Source organism: Pseudoalteromonas shioyasakiensis (assembly GCF_001550135.1).
GTDB classification, from domain to species: Bacteria; Pseudomonadota; Gammaproteobacteria; order Enterobacterales; family Alteromonadaceae; genus Pseudoalteromonas; species Pseudoalteromonas shioyasakiensis.
Window position 1 is genome coordinate 72772 of the sequence record NZ_LRUE01000012.1, and the last position, 16054, is coordinate 88825.

Genomic DNA, 16054 nt, shown 5'->3' on the forward strand with positions numbered 1-16054 from the left:
CAGTAATGGGCATGTTTCCACGTAGTGCGTTTGGACAAACGGTATTTTTGGTTGCAGCCCTGCTGTTAATCAATCAAATTGTCTCTTATATCACGGTTAGTTTTTATGTTGTTAAACCAACTATAGAACAAGTAAACCTGATCCTATCTAAACAGGTGAAAACCGTGTTTATCGAATGGGAAGAAGGGGTTGAGGTAAGCAAAGAAGCCTCAGATAAGTTTTTTGAGATCACCGGTATCGAAGTGATGACCCAGCGCCAAGCGATGAGTGAAGGGTTGGCTGAAACTCGTGAGTACTCGATGCTTTCGCGCAGTATGTCGAAAGAGCTCAATGGCTCTGCTCGAGTACGTATTAGCCAAACCGATCCACTTGTTTATTGGGTTGAAGCACCGCAAGCACCGGGTTATTGGGTGCGTGTGCCGCTCACCGGCCTGCAAGAAAACAACTTAAAGTTCTTAACCTTTTATTTATCGAGTATTGGCTTTTTAAGTGTACTCGGTGGGTGGTTGTTTGCCCGTCATCTAAATAGACCTTTAAAAGCATTGCAACAAGCAGCTGTGAAAGTAGGGGTGGGTGACTTTTCTACCAAATTAGAAGAACAAGGCTCTACTGAAGTTATTGAAGTAACCCGTGCGTTTAATCAAATGTCGCGTGGTATTGCAGCTCTTGAGAATGACCGTCGGTTATTAATGGCAGGTGTTTCCCATGACCTACGTACGCCGCTTACACGTATTCGCCTTGCCACCGAAATGATGTCGGACGATGAAGATTACCTGCGTGAAGGGATCATTCATGATATTGAAGACATGAATGCCATTATTGACCAATTCATTGAATATTTACGCCATCACAAACGTGAAGAACTTGAGCTAGAAGACTTAAACGCGATTGTTTCAGAAGTTGTCGAAGCAGAACAAAAACATCACCGCACTATTACCTTTAAAGAGAATCCAAGCTTAAGCGAAGTGCCAGTGAGTATGGTAGCAATAAAGCGTGTTGTTACTAATATGATTGAAAACGCAATTCGCTATTCAGATGGTGATATAGAGGTTGAAACCCGCGTGAGCAGTAATAAAAAGTTTGCCATGGTCGTGGTTAACGATCACGGCCCGGGGATCCCAGAAAGCGAACTTGAAACTGTATTTGAACCGTTTAAACAAGGTGATGCCGCTCGCGGTAGCGAAGGCAGTGGCTTAGGCCTTGCGATAATTAAACGTATTGTCGATATGCACGGCGGCCGAGTACAACTACTTAATCGCCCAGAGGGAGGCCTCAGCGCACAAATCTATTTGCCTTTTTAAAAGTATTTAGCTTTAAGCCTTAAGCTATAAGTTTCAAGCAGCCCGAGTGGGCTGCTTTTTTATGGCAATAAAAAAAAGCGACATCAAATGCCGCGCTTTTCATAATTTTTTAGCAACTAGCAACTAGCAACTAGCAACTAGCAGCTTAGATTGCTTTAAATCGAATCGCTGTGCCGCCGCTGGTGGCAAGCTTTAACGTTAGCTTATCATCAGCAGTCACTATGCGTTTTTCTACTTTTAAGTCGTAAGGGTTATTTACCCATTCAGCTTTGTCACCGTCACGGTAGATTTGCGCTTCAAACTTTTTACCTTTATCTAAGAAGTCTAACTTCACTTCTAAAGTGCGAGCTTTTTCGTCTGTAACAGCACCTAGATACCAGTCGTTACCTGAGTATTGATCACGCTTGCGTTCTTTACGCGCAAATACAACGAAATCGCCAACTTCACCTTGTAGTGCAATACTTTGTTGCCAATCAGTTGGTACATCCTGAATAAACTGGAATGCATCTGGCTTCGCTAAATAATTACGTGGTAAATCTGCCGCCATTTGAATTGGGCTGTACATTACAACGTATAGCGCTAATTGCTTCGCAAGGGTTGTTTGTGGGCGGTTGGTATCGGCACCTAAACCGTTAAAGCCCATATCAAAAATACCTGGCGTGAAGTCCATTGGGCCAGCAAGCATACGCGTGAAAGCAAGCATTGGAATGTGCTCTGGTGGGTTCGGCGGTGTACCCCATGCGTTAAACTCTTGACCACGGGCACCTTCTCGAGCAATCCAGTTAGGGTATGTACGACGCAGGCCGGTATCTTTTACTGGCTCATGCGTATTGACACTAATTTTATGCTTTGCAGCAAGTTTCACATTGTGTAGGTATTCATTAACCATGAACTGACCATCGTGCCATTCTTTGCGCACAATACCGTTTTCATCGATGCGCTTGATGTTACCACCGTCAGCGACATAACCTGTTTTAACTTGGCTGACATTTGATTTTTCGTATAACGCAAATGCATCTTCCATTTGGTTACGGTAGTTAGTCACGTTACCCGACGTTTCGTGGTGACCAATTAATTGTACGCCTTTTTCTTTGCCGTAACGTGTCAGCTCTTCAATATCAAAGTCGTCGTAAGGTTGTGTGAAGCTAAATACATCACCGTTATAGAACCAGTCGCCATCCCAGCCAATATTCCAACCTTCGACTAGCACACCATCGAAGCCATATTTAGCAGCGAAGTCCATGTAATATTTTGTGTTTGCAGTGGTTGCACCATGAATTTTACCGCTACCCCAAGTATTTTCATTAATGTGCATCCCCCACCAAATACCGACGTATTTACCCGGTTTAACCCAAGATACATCACCCAGTTTATTGGGTTCATTTAGGTTTAAGATGATATCTGAGTTGATTAAATCAACGGCTTCATCACCAATTTGAATTGTACGCCAAGGAGTATTAAATGCGCCTTGTTTTTTAACCGCGACACCGTCTGACCAAGGTGTTAGATCGGCTTGGAAAGTACCATCACGACGTTGATTTAAAACCATGCCTGCATAATCAACAAGGGCAGCTTCGTGAATACTGATATGCACACCCTCTTTATTTTTTATAGTAAATGGTGTGTGCACAAGTGCTGCTTTATGAAGTGGAGTGGTGTTATAAACATACTCATAACGGTTCCAACCACGAGCTGGTATCCACCATGCAGTTGCATCTGATGAATCTGTAATAGCAAACTCAGTAAGCTCTTTAGTGATTTCTACATCATCATAGCCTGCTTGCTTTGGTAATTCGTATCGAAAACCTACACCATCATTAAAAGCGCGAAAACGTACCGTAAACGTGCCACCTTGTGGTTGTGGTTTTTTAAACGTAACAGCGACTTCGTTATGGTTATCAACCACAGTTTGGCGTTCACCCCAAGGTTGCTCCCAGCTGCTTTTTACCGAATCAGTAGTTTGGCTGCTAATTTTGTAACCTTCGCTCATTGCTGGTTGTTGTTTAAAAACAAGCCCTAACGAAGAGTTAGCAATGACTTGTTTACCGGCAAAGCTGATTTCGTAGCTAGGTGTGTGTTGCTCATCTGAGATAGTTACTTTGATCTGCCCATCAGGTGAACTGACGGTTGTGGTTTGTGCTAGGCAAGTACCTGAAAAGGCTGCTAACATTAAGGCAGTTAATCGCATTGTTGTTCCTTGGCGGCTTATGGTTATGGATTGTTGTCATGTATTCACATATATCCTTAAAGCATAAAGTGACTTGCTGGTTAATACGAGAGATCTGCATACGTATTCAACAAAGTGAACGCGGCGATATCCAGCCCAGCACCTAAAAAGGTTTAGCAAAATGACAAGAATAACCCTGTTGCTACTACTATTGTTTAGTCAATGTTTATTGGCACAGCAAATACAGATAGTTGATAAGCAGAATCAACCTGTCAAAAATGCCGTGGTTTGGCTTAAAGGTTCAAAACAAGATACAGTTCTTGATAGTCATTACACGATGAGCCAAAAAAAACGTGCCTTTGTGCCTCATGTGTTGGCAGTGCCACAAGGGGCTAATGTTGAGTTTCCTAACCTTGATTCAATCATGCACCACGTTTATTCATTTTCTAAAACAAAGCAATTTGAGTTAAAGCTTTACCACGATAAACCAGAAAAACCGATTAACTTTGCACAATCGGGGGTTGTTGAGCTTGGCTGTAACATTCATGACTGGATGCTGGGTTACATTGTTGTTGTAGATGGGGGGATTTATGGGCAAACAGATGAGCAAGGTATGGTTGAGTTAAGCTTACCAGAAGGTAAGTTTACTTTGGCTGTTTGGCATGACCGCTTTAATGATATCAGCACACCAGAAACCATCGATATGACTAATAATGCCAAGCTATTGAGTTATCAGTTAAAACAAGCCTTATTACCAAAACTAGAATTAAGCAGTGACGAGTTTGATGATTATGAATAAATGGCAAGCTTTAGCACTGGTGAGTGTTTTTGGGTTGCCCGCAGTGGCATTTGCTGAGCATGATGGGCTGGTAACTGTTTCGGCTGTGCGTGGTGACCAACTAGCGAGCTATCAACGCAAAGGAATTGGCTTATACCGTTATGACCAAGAGCATGATGGTGTTGTGATATCCCAAGCTATGCTGAGTAGTCGTTTTGAGTTAACGAGTGATTGGTCTGCGCATACAGTGCTTAACGCCCATCCTGATCCTGAACTAACAGTCGGTTTTACTCAGGCTTATTTACAATATCAACCGCTCACTGCAAGTCGTTACAAATGGGCTGTTAAAGCGGGTGGCTTTTATCCAAAAATGTCACTTGAAAACCCACAAAGTGGTTGGATGTCACCTTATAACTACACTAATTCTGCTATTAATAGCTGGATTGGCGAGGAGGTGCGGGCCTTTGGTTTAGAGGCAAACATCAAGCGCCCAGGTAGAAAATTTAGAAGTAACCATAGTTTTGAAGGCTTTGCTGCGGTTTTTAAAGGTAACGATCCTGCTGGAACACTCTTGTCATGGCGAGGGTTCGCTATGCATGACAGGCAAACCACCTTTAACGAACAAATCGATTTTGCTATTCCTCATTCTTTTGAATGGACGCAGTTAGATAAGCAAGCAGAGCATGTGGAACCTTTCGAAGAAGTCGATGGGCGCTTTGGTTATTACGTCGGTGCACACTGGGATTATCAAAAAAAATCGCAATTACGTGTTTATTATTATGACAACAATGGCGATCCAGGTGCTTTGAATACCCGTACTGGTCAATATGCGTGGGATACACGCTTTTTAAGCGCGGCATGGTTGTATAAGTTTAATAAGCAAACCCGTATTATTGTGCAGATCCTTGATGGTAAAACAGCGATGGGTTCAAATCGTGGGGTAGATAATGATTTTTATAGTCATTTTGTTCTATTAAGCCACAAGTTAGACCAGCATCGTCTCACAATTAGGTATGATTATTTTAAGGTTAGCGATCATGATGATTGGCAATTTGATCCTAACCAAAGTCGTGGAGAAGCTTTAACCGCAAGTTGGCGTTATCAACTGTCGACCAAGTGGCAAGTAGGTGCTGAATATTCAGTGCTGAGCAGTGACGCTCAAAACAGACCCGGTATGGGATTTAATGAGCATAACTCGCAGCAGCAATTACAACTTTCAGCGAGCTGGCACTTTTAATTTCATACACTTTTTTAGTTTTTCTACTAACATTCTAATGAACGTGCTGATTAGAATTTGAATTAGGATAATGTATGAAGTTACAAAGCATTCGCGTCAAAAGTTCTTTGCCTATTGTGCTACTCGGCATTGCTATCGTCATTTTAATTGCCGGCTATACCTATCTAATTAACCTTCAAAAAGAAGCGATTGATGCACAGTCTGAGCGTTTCTTAAATGCGGTTTCTGTGGTTGTTAATGCTGACCGAGACCTATACCAAGCTAAAGTGGCAGAGCTGCAACTCGTTACCCAAATGAAAGGGGATAAGGGCCAACTTACTGACCATCAAGAAAATGCCGAACAGGTTAAAGACCGTTTCAAGCAGTATTTATCTTATATGTCGCCATACTCTGAGGTGACCGGTCAGTTTCGTAACTTTGATAGCGCATTTGACGCTTGGTATGCAGCATCAACAGCTCATATTAATAACCCAGCAAATGCTGCGCAACAACAAGCGTCGGAGCAAAGTTTTTCGGCACTACGTGATATTTTAGATAAAGCCGGAGAAGCGGCAGACAAAACCTCGCAAGCAGAAACTGAAAAGCTGATGGATAAAGTAATGGGCTTTAAAGTGATGCTTATGGTGATGATTGCGGTGGTTTTAGCTGTTGCTGGTTGGTTTAGTTATTTTGTGCCGCGTCAGCTTACAAAACAAATTAACTTTGTCACAGAGCGGATTAACGAGATAGCCTCTGGAGATGGTGATTTAACAGGTCGTATCAATGTTAAAACGCAAGATGAATTTGCTGAGTTAGCAACCGCATTTAATCGTTTTTTAGATAATCTGCAGCAGTTAATCAAAGATATTTTAGAGCAAGCGAAAGAGCTACATAATCTAGGTAACGACTTAGATAACTTTGCTAATCAAAACCATCAAGTTAACCAAAAGCTTAGTCAAGCTTCTGAGTCGATAGTCAGTGCTGTACATGAAATGAGTGTAGCAAGTCGCGAAGTAGCTAATGTGGCGCAAAACTCATCTCATGAAGCTGATAATTCGCAGCAGCTAGCTAAACAAGGTTTAGCTGCGGTTGATAATTCAAGCCGTAAAATTATTGCGCTATCAGACAACATGGAGCATGCCAGCCAGCGTTCAACTGAGTTGCAACAAAGCTCAGACAACATTGCTAAAGTGCTTGAAGTTATTCGTGCTATTGCCGAGCAAACTAACCTACTTGCACTGAATGCAGCAATTGAAGCTGCCCGCGCCGGAGAACAAGGGCGAGGTTTTGCGGTAGTAGCTGACGAGGTTCGTACCCTTGCAACTCGCACGCAAGAGAGTACTAATGACATTCAAACTATGGTGGAGCAGTTTGCAACCAGCGTTGAGCAGTCACTGCAAGCTATTAACAGTGGTAAGCGCTATGCCGATGAAGCCGTTGAGTCATTCACACAAACCAATGATGTGCTTAACTCAATGCAAGAGTCATCAGTTAAGGTAAATGATATGGCGATGCAGACAGCGCAAGCGACTGAAGAGCAAACTGCTGTGGCAGATGAAATTAGTCAAAATTTATCAGACCTAAATGACCAAACCCAACAAGGGGGCGGCTTAGCAAGTTCAACACAAGAAGTGGCTAATCGTATGAACCAACTCACTGATGAGCTCAATCATTTAGTGAATCGATTTAAAGTCTAATTAAAGCTAACAAAAAAGGGCTCAATGAGCCCTTTTTTACATCTAACTAAAACGCTTACTTTTTCTCAAAAGCACGTTTCATATAATTTGGTGTCGCTAATGCGCCGTGGTGAATACCTGCATTATAGTACTCTGTGCTTTGCGCCAGTGTATTTGCATCATCTTCACGAAAACCAGAGAACGCTTCTGACTTACGAGCAAGGGTTACTGACCATAAACCGCTTGGGTAAATTGGCTGTGGGAAAGGCAGCGTTTGTAGGTCAACAAAACCCACTTCTGTCATTGCATCACGCATTTCTACTAATAGTGGCATATGCATAAGTGGTGATTCACTTTGCTGAATTAAGATGCCACCCGGGCGAAGTGCAGTTAAACAGCTAGTATAGAAAGCGTGGTTGAATAAACCTTCGCCTGGGCCAACTGGATCTGTTCCATCAACAATTACTACATCGATTGATTCAGGCGCTGCTTCACGCATGTACTTGATGCCGTCGTCAAACATCACTGTTGCACGAGGATCTTGGTTTGATTCACACAGCTCAGGGAAGTATTTAAGTGACATTTGTGTCACGACTTCGTCGATATCAATTTGCGTTACGCTCTCAACACCTGGGTGTTTTAAAACTTCGCGTAAAGTACCGCAGTCACCACCACCAATGATCACAACATTTTTTGGATTTGGGTGTGCAAGCAATGCCGGATGGCTGATCATCTCGTGATAAAAAAAGTTTTCACGGCTACTTACCATAGTACAACCGTCAATAATCATCAGATTACCGAAGTCAGTTGTTTCGTACATTTCTACTTTTTGAAATGGCGATTGCTGTTCATCAAGCTTTTTAGTAATGCGTAATGAAAAGGCACTACCATCACGGTCACTAATTTCAGTGAACCAGTTGTTTTGATCTAAATTAGCCATCTTGCTTATACACTTTTGGTTAATGGTAAAAAAGGGGGGCAATTTTGCCAGTGCTTGACCAATTGCTCAATCAAATTTTAATCAGTATAGCGAATATTTTTTATCACTTTGGCATATAGCGCAATTTTTGTTAGCGTGGTCAGCCCTAGCGTATTAAAATGTGCGTTTATATTTAATGAAATTACAGAAGACATTGCCATGACTTGGGGTTTAGACAAAGCACGCGATACATACAATGTTGCTCATTGGAGTGACGGTTACTTTGACATTAACGCACAAGGTGAGCTGGTGGCTTACCCTGATGGCGATCAAACAAAAGCTGCGGTGTCTTTATCTGAACTAACCGAGCAATTCAAAAAGCAAGGTCTTACTTTACCTGTACTAGTACGCTTTACCGACATTTTACAAAATCGTGTTGATACCCTAACGAGTGCTTTTACCAAAGCCTGTAATGCCCGTGAATACCAAGGTAGTTATACCTGTGTTTACCCAATCAAGGTTAATCAGCAGCGTTCTGTGGTTAGTAAATTACTTGCCCATCCAAGTGGTTTAGTCGGCCTTGAAGCCGGCTCAAAGCCTGAGCTTATGGCGATTTTAGGTGTAGCACAAGAGCCAATTACTATTGTTTGTAATGGCTACAAAGACAGTGAGTTTTTACGTTTAGCCTGTATCGGTCAAGGCATGGGCCATAAGGTTCATATTGTTGTAGAAAAACTGTCTGAACTAACCACCTTATTGGCTGAAATTGATGACTTAGGTATTGAGCCATCAATCGGTATTCGCATTCGCTTAAACTCGGTAGGCAAAGGTAAATGGCAAAACACCGGTGGTGAAAAAGGCAAATTTGGTTTAACTGCAGGCCAAGTACTTTCTGCGGTTGAGCTACTTAAGTCACGTAATAAACTCCATTTAATGCAACTTGTGCATTTTCATATCGGCTCTCAAATTGCCAATATCCGTGATATTCATCGAGCACTGCGTGAATGTGCCCGCCATTTTGCAGAGTTAACGCAGTTAGGCGTGCCACTTAATACAGTTGATGTTGGTGGCGGTTTAGGTGTTGACTATGAAGGGTCTGGTTCACGTAGTTCGTGTTCAATGAACTACAGTGTTGATGAATATGCACGTAATGTAGTGAATGCATTTGCTGAAGTATGCCAACAACATAATCTTAAGCACCCAGCCATTATTACTGAATCTGGCCGTGCGTTAACTGCGCACCACGCAGTATTAATTACAGATGTTATTGATGTTGAGCGTGCACCTAACCATGCGAATCCAACGGCGCCTATGGCTGACAGCGTATTAGTGTTAGATGAAATGTGGCAGTGCTTACAGCGTTTAACACCACGTATGGCACTAGAAATTTATCATGATGCAATGCATCTATTTAGTGAAGCCCATGACCAATATGTGCATGGCCTACTCACTATGCTTGAATGGGCGAAGCTTGAGCAGCTGTATTTCACCATTTTACACCGCGTTCGTGCATCCCTCAGCGAAAATGCCCGTGCCCACCGTGAAGTGTTAGATGATTTAAACGAAAAGCTGGCCGATAAGCTATTCGTTAATTTCTCATTATTTCAATCACTGCCAGATGTTTGGGGGATTCAGCAACTTTTCCCTGTGATGCCAGTAGAAAACCTTCATCAGCCATTAACGCAACGCGCTATTATTCAAGACATTACCTGTGACTCTGATGGACAAATTCGTAACTATGTTGAAGGTACAGGTATTGAGAGTAGTTTACCTATTCCTGAGTACAAGCAAGGTCAGCAATACCACATTGCCATGTTCTTAGTGGGCGCGTATCAAGAAATTTTAGGTGATTTACATAACCTATTTGGCGACACAGATTCAGTGCATGTTGAGCTTACTGAAGCGGGTTACCAGCTGACTAACGCAATTAAAGGTGATAGCGTTAAGGACGTATTAAAGTTTGTTGATTATGATAGCGACATTCTTGCTGAAAACTTTGCAAAACGGGTTAACTCACTGGCAATTGATGAGCAATCTAAGGCACAATATTTGTCAGAACTAAATGCAGGCCTTGCTGGCTATACGTATTTTGAAGATTAAGCATTAAAGGAATAAGTAGTAATGTCCATGATCCGTTGTGTGTTCAGTTTTATATTTTACACCCTCAATACACTTTTTTGGTTTGTGCCCATCTTTATTTGTGGCGTAATTAAACTGATCCCAATTAAGCCATTGCAAAAAGTAATGAGTTGGATTGCTAAGCAATGCGCCACTATGTGGGTGAGTTGTAACAGCATTAACCAAAATATTTTTGCTTCATATAAGCTAAACGTGACAGGTCTTGAGCAACTAAAAGCGAAAGACTGGTACTTGGTTATCGCAAATCATCAAAGCTGGGTAGATATCGTTGTAATGCAACGCGTGTTCAATCGCCGCATACCGTTTTTAAACTTTTTCTTGAAAAAAGAGCTAATCTACGTTCCTTTTTTAGGCCTTGCTTGGTGGGCATTGGATTTCCCATTTATGACTCGCACGAGTAAAGCTCAGTTAAAGAAAAACCCTAAATTGCGTGGTAAAGACTTAGAAACCACGCGCAAAGCCTGTGAAAAATTCAAAGAAATGCCAGTAAGTATCGTTAACTTTGTTGAAGGTACGCGTTTTACACCGCAAAAGCACTCGCGCCAAAATAGTCCTTTTGAGCACTTATTAAAGCCAAAAGCGGGTGGTGTTGCGTTTGTTATGCAAGCAATGGGTGAGCAAATTTCCAAAGTGGTCAATGTCACTATTCATTACCCTGGTGGTATTCCTAGCTTTGTAGACTTTGCCAGTGGTCGTGTAAAAGAAGTCGTAGTGCGAGTAGAAGTGATGGAAGTAAGCCCTAATTTAATCGGTGATTACACCGGTGATGCTGAGTTTAGAGTTAACTTTCAAGCTGAATTAAACCGCATTTGGAATGAAAAAAACCAGCAGCTAGCCGAGTTAGAAGCAAAAACGCAGTAGTATTGCTAACGCAGTCGAGAGCACACTTATGTTAAAGAAATTTTTACCAAATTGGTTAACAGGCGTTCTAGTTAGCATTGTCTTGTTTGCTAATGTAATCATTTGGGGCACGCTTGTGCTGCTGTTTGGTGTGCTTAAATTAATACTGCCATTTAAAGTGGTTAGCGACATTCTTCATGTGGCTTATCGCGGTTGGTGTAAAGGTAACCGCTTAGCTTTGTGGTTAGGTTGCCCGACAATCGATATTGATATTAAAGGCAAAGTCAGTACAGATGGTTGGTACTTACTTATCTCTAATCATATGAGTTGGCTAGACATTGTTGTTCTAAGTGCGATTGATGTTTTACCCGCGCCAAAGTTCTTTTTAAAAGATGAGCTGAAGTATGTGCCATTCATTGGTACCGGCGCGTGGGCCATGGGCATGCCTTTTATGAAACGTGTTAGCAAAGCGCAGCTGACAAAAAATCCTAAGCTGAAAGGACTCGATGTAGAGCGTACTAAGCGCAGTTGCCGCGACTTTCGTAATCACCCAACAACGATAATTAACTTTGTTGAAGGCACGCGCTTTACGTGCCAAAAACACAAAAAGCAAAATAGTCCGTTTACTTATCTTTTAAAACCTAAAGCGGGCGGTATTGCATTTGCCCTTGAGGTGTTAGGCGAACAGTTTGATGCATTATTAAATACCTCGATTATTTACCAAGGCGAGGGCGATCATATTTGCCGTAACCTGATGCGTGGCCGCCTTAATGTGATCAAAGTTGAAATGCACGTACAAGCAATTAGTGCAGAGATGATTGGTGATTATCAGCATGACCGCGCATTTAGAACGGCTTTTCAACAACATATTAATGAGTTATGGTTGCAAAAAGACGCTCAGCTACTAACTTATCATCAAGCCCAACAAGCTGAGTACCTTGCCAACATCAATAAAGAGGTTGAAGCACCATGAAGCAAACTCACCTGCAAGAGCTGGTGATGCCTTGGTTTGAATCAATGCCAGATGCGGCGCTGTTAAGTGCATTAACGGCTACAGCGATTGGCGTTGGCTCATTACTATTAATTTATATGTTTACCCGTCGACTGCTGCTGCCGGGTATTCAAAAGGTTGTTACACGCCTGTCTCCAGAGCGCATTGGTGCGCTTACTCCAATGCTCAATAAACTGAATCGTCGTTTTGCGGGTATATTGTGCTGTGTACTGTATTTGGCAACCTTTGATTATGTTTACCCAGTTCATGATGTTGCTGCGTTGGTTTTGAAAACCGTAGGCCAAGTGGCATTGATCATTTATGGTGGCTTCATTTTAAGTAGTGTGGTGAGCATTGCTGGTGGCATTTATAACCAACTTGATTTTGCCCGTGATATTCCGATTCAGGGGTTGATCCAAGTTGTAAAACTTATCACTTTTATGGTTTGCGCCATTCTCATTGTGAGTATTTTGCTAGAGAAGTCGCCAACTTATATTTTGTCTGGCTTTGGTGCGATAGCGGCGGTGACCTTACTCGTATTTAAAGATACCATTTTGGGATTTGTCGCCAGTATTCAAATTGCAGCTAACCGATTAGTGACTTATGGTGATTGGATCCAAGTGGATAGCTATGGCGCGGATGGCGAGGTTATCGACCTTGGCTTAAATACGGTAAAAGTACGTAACTGGGATAACACTATCACAACGATTCCGACTTATATGCTGGTTGCTGGGTCATTTAAAAACTGGCGTGGCATGCAAGAGTCGGGTGGTCGTCGTATCAAGCGTTCTTTAAACATTGATATGAACAGTATTCGTTTGGTTGATGATGCGTTTCGAGAGCAAATTGATGCTGCTATTCCACTTAACGACTATATTCGCGTTTCAAGCTTGCCCGATCCGGTGACAAACCTTGGTTTGTTCCGTCGTTATGCTGAAGGTTACTTAAAACAACACGAAAAAATTAATCGTGATTTGACCTTAATGGTGCGTGAGCTACAACCGATGAATCACGGCTTACCTATTGAGTTTTACTGCTTTAGTGAAGATAAGCGCTGGATTTCATATGAGCACTTGCAAGCAGAGATCATGGATCACCTGCTTGCTGTGTTGCCAATCTTTGGACTCAGGCCATATCAAAGTGTTACTGGGCAGTTAAGTACAAGCGAAGCTCAAACAGGGCTAAAACCAAGTATCAAGGTCGCTAACCCTGTGCGCGAAAAAACTTAAAACTGACTAACTAGCACGCTCAGTGCAATAAAACCTAACAATAGCCACCAAATAGGTGGCTTTGCCATTCTTAGCCACGTAAATGCCACAATGACTAAAGCTACTTGCCACAGGTTTTGCACTGCCGATTGCCAAATAGGTGAATAAAGGGCGGCAGCTAAAAAGCCCACAACAGCGGCATTTAGCGCTGCAATACTGCCCGCAAAGCGAGGCTTATCAGCCAGCTGTAGCCAGCTTTTCATAAAGGCTAACATCAATAAAAAGCCCGGTAAGAAAATCATGATGGTCGCGACAATGGCACCTATAAGTGGTGTATTCGGCGACACTTGTGCGCCTAGGTATGTGGCGATAGTGAACATCGGTCCAGGTATGGCCTGAGCACTGGCATAAGCAGATAAAAACTGCTCGGTTTCAAGGCTCGGCACGCCAGCTTGTAAAATAGGTAACACAACGTGGCCGCCACCAAAGACCATAGCGCCAGTTTGGTAAAATGGGGCAAACAAAGAAAACCCTTCGCCTAAAGGCAAAAAGCTAATTAGTAACAAGACGGTAAATAAACAAAGCGGTAACCAAGCAATTTTCACAGGTTTATGTTCTTGGTTCTCTGGCAGTTTAAGCTGAGGATAAAACCAACCTATGGCTGCAGCCGCAATCAGTACTAAAATTTGACTCGATAACTGTGAGAAAACAATCAGTGCAATCGTGCTCAATACCGCGATAAGCTTGTGTAAGTGGTTTTTGCAAAAGCTCATTGCCATGCTGTAGGTCGCATCGGCAACAATCACCACAGCAAAGAGTTTAAGCCCAGCAATGACCGCAAAGTAAATATCACCAAACTGGTGAGCGCTAAGAGCCAAAAAGAACATAATTAAAAATGAGGGCAGGGTAAAGCCAACAAATGCACACAGGCCTCCCAGTACTCCTCCTTTTTCAACCCCCATGGCAAAGCTAACTTGGCTTGAACCAGGGCCTGGTAATGCTTGGCTTAGGCTAATCAATTGCGCATAGCGCTCAGCAGTGAGCCATTTTAAATTATCAACAAAGTGGCGCTTGAAATAACCAAGGTGTGCCGCAGGACCACCAAAGCTCATACAGCCTAATAAAAAGAATTGTTTAAAGATGATAAATAACATTACTTTTACCGTTACAGAGTGATTGTTTCTATTATGACAAAATTGTATGACATTTTTGTGGTTTTTATGACACAAGGCCGTCTACAATATAGAGAACGAGTGAACGTAGTTATGAGTATCACTATGAAACGCTATATTATCAGTTTATTGTTATTACTATGCAGCAGCTTTGCATTTGCAACCTCTTTTGAGAAAGTTGTGGTGGCTGTTGATCATGCGCCTCCTTATGGCATGGTCTCTGAAGATGGTAGAGTCAGTGGCGCAATAGTGGATATTATGCGTGAAATGCAGCGTACCTTACCAATCAAGCTTGAATATGTCGCTTGCCCGTTTTCTCGTTGTTTAAAAATGCTCGAGCAAAATGAGCTAGATGTGATGGGCGGGCTTATTCGCACAGAAGCGCGCGAGCAAAAAATGCAGTTTCTTACTCCACCATACATGATGCTGTCATCTTCTTTTGTGTTTTATGCCAGAGCGGATAGCGAGCTTAAAATAAACAATTATCAAGACCTAGTCGGTAAGCGTATTGCGGTAATGCGAGGCGCTGCGCACTTTCCTCGTTTCGATAATGATAAAACACTCACTAAAATTGAAGCGTTAAGCGAACATAATGCTTTTGATATGTTATTAAAGGGCCGCGTTGAACTGGTAATTGCTGTTGAAACCACTGCTGACCATGCCTCAGTATTTTTGCAGCGACCTTCGCAAGAAATTGTAAAAATGCCTTATCGCTATAAAGATGTTATTTATGGTCACATTGCCCTAAGTAAACAGTTTGCAAGCTCGGGTTTAGCCGAAAAAATTCAAGACCGCCTCAATACGTTAGTCCTCAATGGCCGTTTAACAGAATTGGTCAAAAGTTATAACTTACCTCCGGTTACTGCTGTAGCAATCGATAAGTAACCCATTCTTCATAGTTTGTTCATAGACGTTCATTCATAATTGTTAACAATTCAATTTGAATAATTGCCATGGAGAGACACATGACTTTTACAAAATCAGTTTTAACAGTGGGCGTATTAGCCGTTCTATTAACAGGTTGTGAGACAACGAATACAGGTAAAGGCGCTGCGATTGGTGCTGCAACAGGTGCAGTACTAGGTAAAGCAACTGGCGACCATGACGATAAACGTATCTTTATTGGTGCGGCTATTGGTGCATTAGCAGGTGCAGCCGTTGGCGATTATATGGATAAGCAAGAAGAAGCATTTCGCGATGAGCTAGCAGGTTCAGGTGTTGAAGTGGTTCGTGAAGGCGACAATATTCGTCTAGTCATGCCATCAAATATTACTTTTGCAACTGACCAATCTTATATTTCGTCTGGCTTTCATAGCACCTTAGATGCGATTGCTAAAGTAATGAATAAATACGAAAAAACTTACTTAAGCGTTGAAGGTCATACCGACAGCACAGGTAAAGATAGCTACAATATGACATTATCTCAACAACGTGCGCAAAGCGTAAAAGATTACTTAGTTAATCATCAGATTATGTCTGCACGTATCAGCACACGAGGTTATGGTGAAACACGCCCTGTAGCGAGCAATGACTCAGCAAATGGTCGAGCTTTAAACCGCCGCGTAGAAATTCAGATCGTACCGAATACACAAGGTTAGATTTTATATCTAGATTTGTGGTCAGGTTTGATATGCCCTTTCAAACCTG

Annotated in this window: 13 protein-coding genes; 10 read left to right on the plus strand and 3 right to left on the minus strand. The window is 42.2% G+C overall.

The features are described from left to right. Positions 1 to 5 precede the first annotated feature (5 nt). Positions 6 to 1301 carry a two-component system sensor histidine kinase EnvZ gene (envZ, locus tag PASHI_RS05030; RefSeq protein WP_054562852.1) on the plus strand — a complete coding sequence of 432 codons (1296 nt, stop codon included), beginning with the start codon at positions 6 to 8 and terminating at the stop codon, positions 1299 to 1301. A gap of 145 nt (positions 1302 to 1446) precedes the next feature. On the opposite strand, the gene PASHI_RS05035 is transcribed toward envZ, so the two are convergent. Continuing rightward, on the minus strand, positions 1447 to 3489 hold the full coding sequence (locus PASHI_RS05035) for a glycoside hydrolase family 97 protein (protein WP_062564799.1): 2043 nt from the start codon (positions 3487 to 3489) through the stop codon (positions 1447 to 1449). Between the two features lie 160 nt (positions 3490 to 3649). Between PASHI_RS05035 and PASHI_RS05040 the strand changes: the two genes are divergently transcribed. The 3 genes from PASHI_RS05040 (at position 3650) to PASHI_RS05050 (ending at position 7159) form a co-directional block, all read left to right on the plus strand. After that, complete coding sequence (locus tag PASHI_RS05040; RefSeq protein ID WP_062564800.1) at positions 3650 to 4267, plus strand: methylamine utilization protein; 618 nt, start codon at positions 3650 to 3652, stop codon at positions 4265 to 4267. Continuing rightward, complete coding sequence (locus tag PASHI_RS05045; protein ID WP_062564801.1) at positions 4254 to 5483, plus strand: hypothetical protein; 1230 nt, start codon at positions 4254 to 4256, stop codon at positions 5481 to 5483. Before PASHI_RS05040 ends, PASHI_RS05045 begins: the two co-directional genes overlap by 14 nt. A 74-nt stretch (positions 5484 to 5557) precedes the next feature. Then, positions 5558 to 7159: a methyl-accepting chemotaxis protein gene (locus PASHI_RS05050; protein ID WP_062564802.1), complete on the plus strand. Its 1602-nt coding sequence runs from the start codon at positions 5558 to 5560 to the stop codon at positions 7157 to 7159. A gap of 55 nt (positions 7160 to 7214) precedes the next feature. Here the strand turns inward: PASHI_RS05050 and speE are convergent, their stop codons facing one another. Next, positions 7215 to 8078: a polyamine aminopropyltransferase gene (gene speE / locus PASHI_RS05055; RefSeq protein ID WP_062564803.1), complete on the minus strand. Its 864-nt coding sequence runs from the start codon at positions 8076 to 8078 to the stop codon at positions 7215 to 7217. Between the two features lie 198 nt (positions 8079 to 8276). On the opposite strand from speE, the gene speA reads away from it, so the two are divergent. The 4 genes from speA to PASHI_RS05075 are packed head-to-tail and all read left to right on the plus strand — an operon-like array spanning position 8277 to position 13256. Continuing rightward, a complete protein-coding gene (speA, locus tag PASHI_RS05060; protein ID WP_062564826.1) occupies positions 8277 to 10157 on the plus strand; it encodes a biosynthetic arginine decarboxylase in 1881 nt (626 codons plus the stop codon). Positions 10158 to 10178: 21 nt separating this feature from the next. Next, on the plus strand, positions 10179 to 11057 hold the full coding sequence (locus PASHI_RS05065) for an acyltransferase (protein ID WP_062564804.1): 879 nt from the start codon (positions 10179 to 10181) through the stop codon (positions 11055 to 11057). Between the two features lie 28 nt (positions 11058 to 11085). Then, positions 11086 to 12009: an acetyltransferase gene (locus PASHI_RS05070; RefSeq protein ID WP_062564805.1), complete on the plus strand. Its 924-nt coding sequence runs from the start codon at positions 11086 to 11088 to the stop codon at positions 12007 to 12009. Next, on the plus strand, positions 12006 to 13256 hold the full coding sequence (locus PASHI_RS05075; protein ID WP_062564806.1) for a mechanosensitive ion channel family protein: 1251 nt from the start codon (positions 12006 to 12008) through the stop codon (positions 13254 to 13256). The genes PASHI_RS05070 and PASHI_RS05075 overlap by 4 nt, the downstream gene beginning before the upstream one ends. On the opposite strand, the gene chrA is transcribed toward PASHI_RS05075, so the two are convergent. Then, positions 13253 to 14389 carry a chromate efflux transporter gene (gene chrA / locus PASHI_RS05080; RefSeq protein ID WP_062564807.1) on the minus strand — a complete coding sequence of 379 codons (1137 nt, stop codon included), beginning with the start codon at positions 14387 to 14389 and terminating at the stop codon, positions 13253 to 13255. The genes PASHI_RS05075 and chrA overlap by 4 nt on opposite strands. 123 nt (positions 14390 to 14512) lie before the next feature. On the opposite strand from chrA, the gene PASHI_RS05085 reads away from it, so the two are divergent. Continuing rightward, positions 14513 to 15292, plus strand: coding sequence for a substrate-binding periplasmic protein (locus PASHI_RS05085; RefSeq protein WP_165385114.1), 780 nt, complete (start codon positions 14513 to 14515; stop codon positions 15290 to 15292). An 80-nt stretch (positions 15293 to 15372) separates the two neighbouring features. Further along, a complete protein-coding gene (locus tag PASHI_RS05090) occupies positions 15373 to 16005 on the plus strand; it encodes a YiaD family glycine zipper/OmpA-like lipoprotein (RefSeq protein ID WP_054562840.1) in 633 nt (210 codons plus the stop codon). Positions 16006 to 16054: the final 49 nt, after the last annotated feature.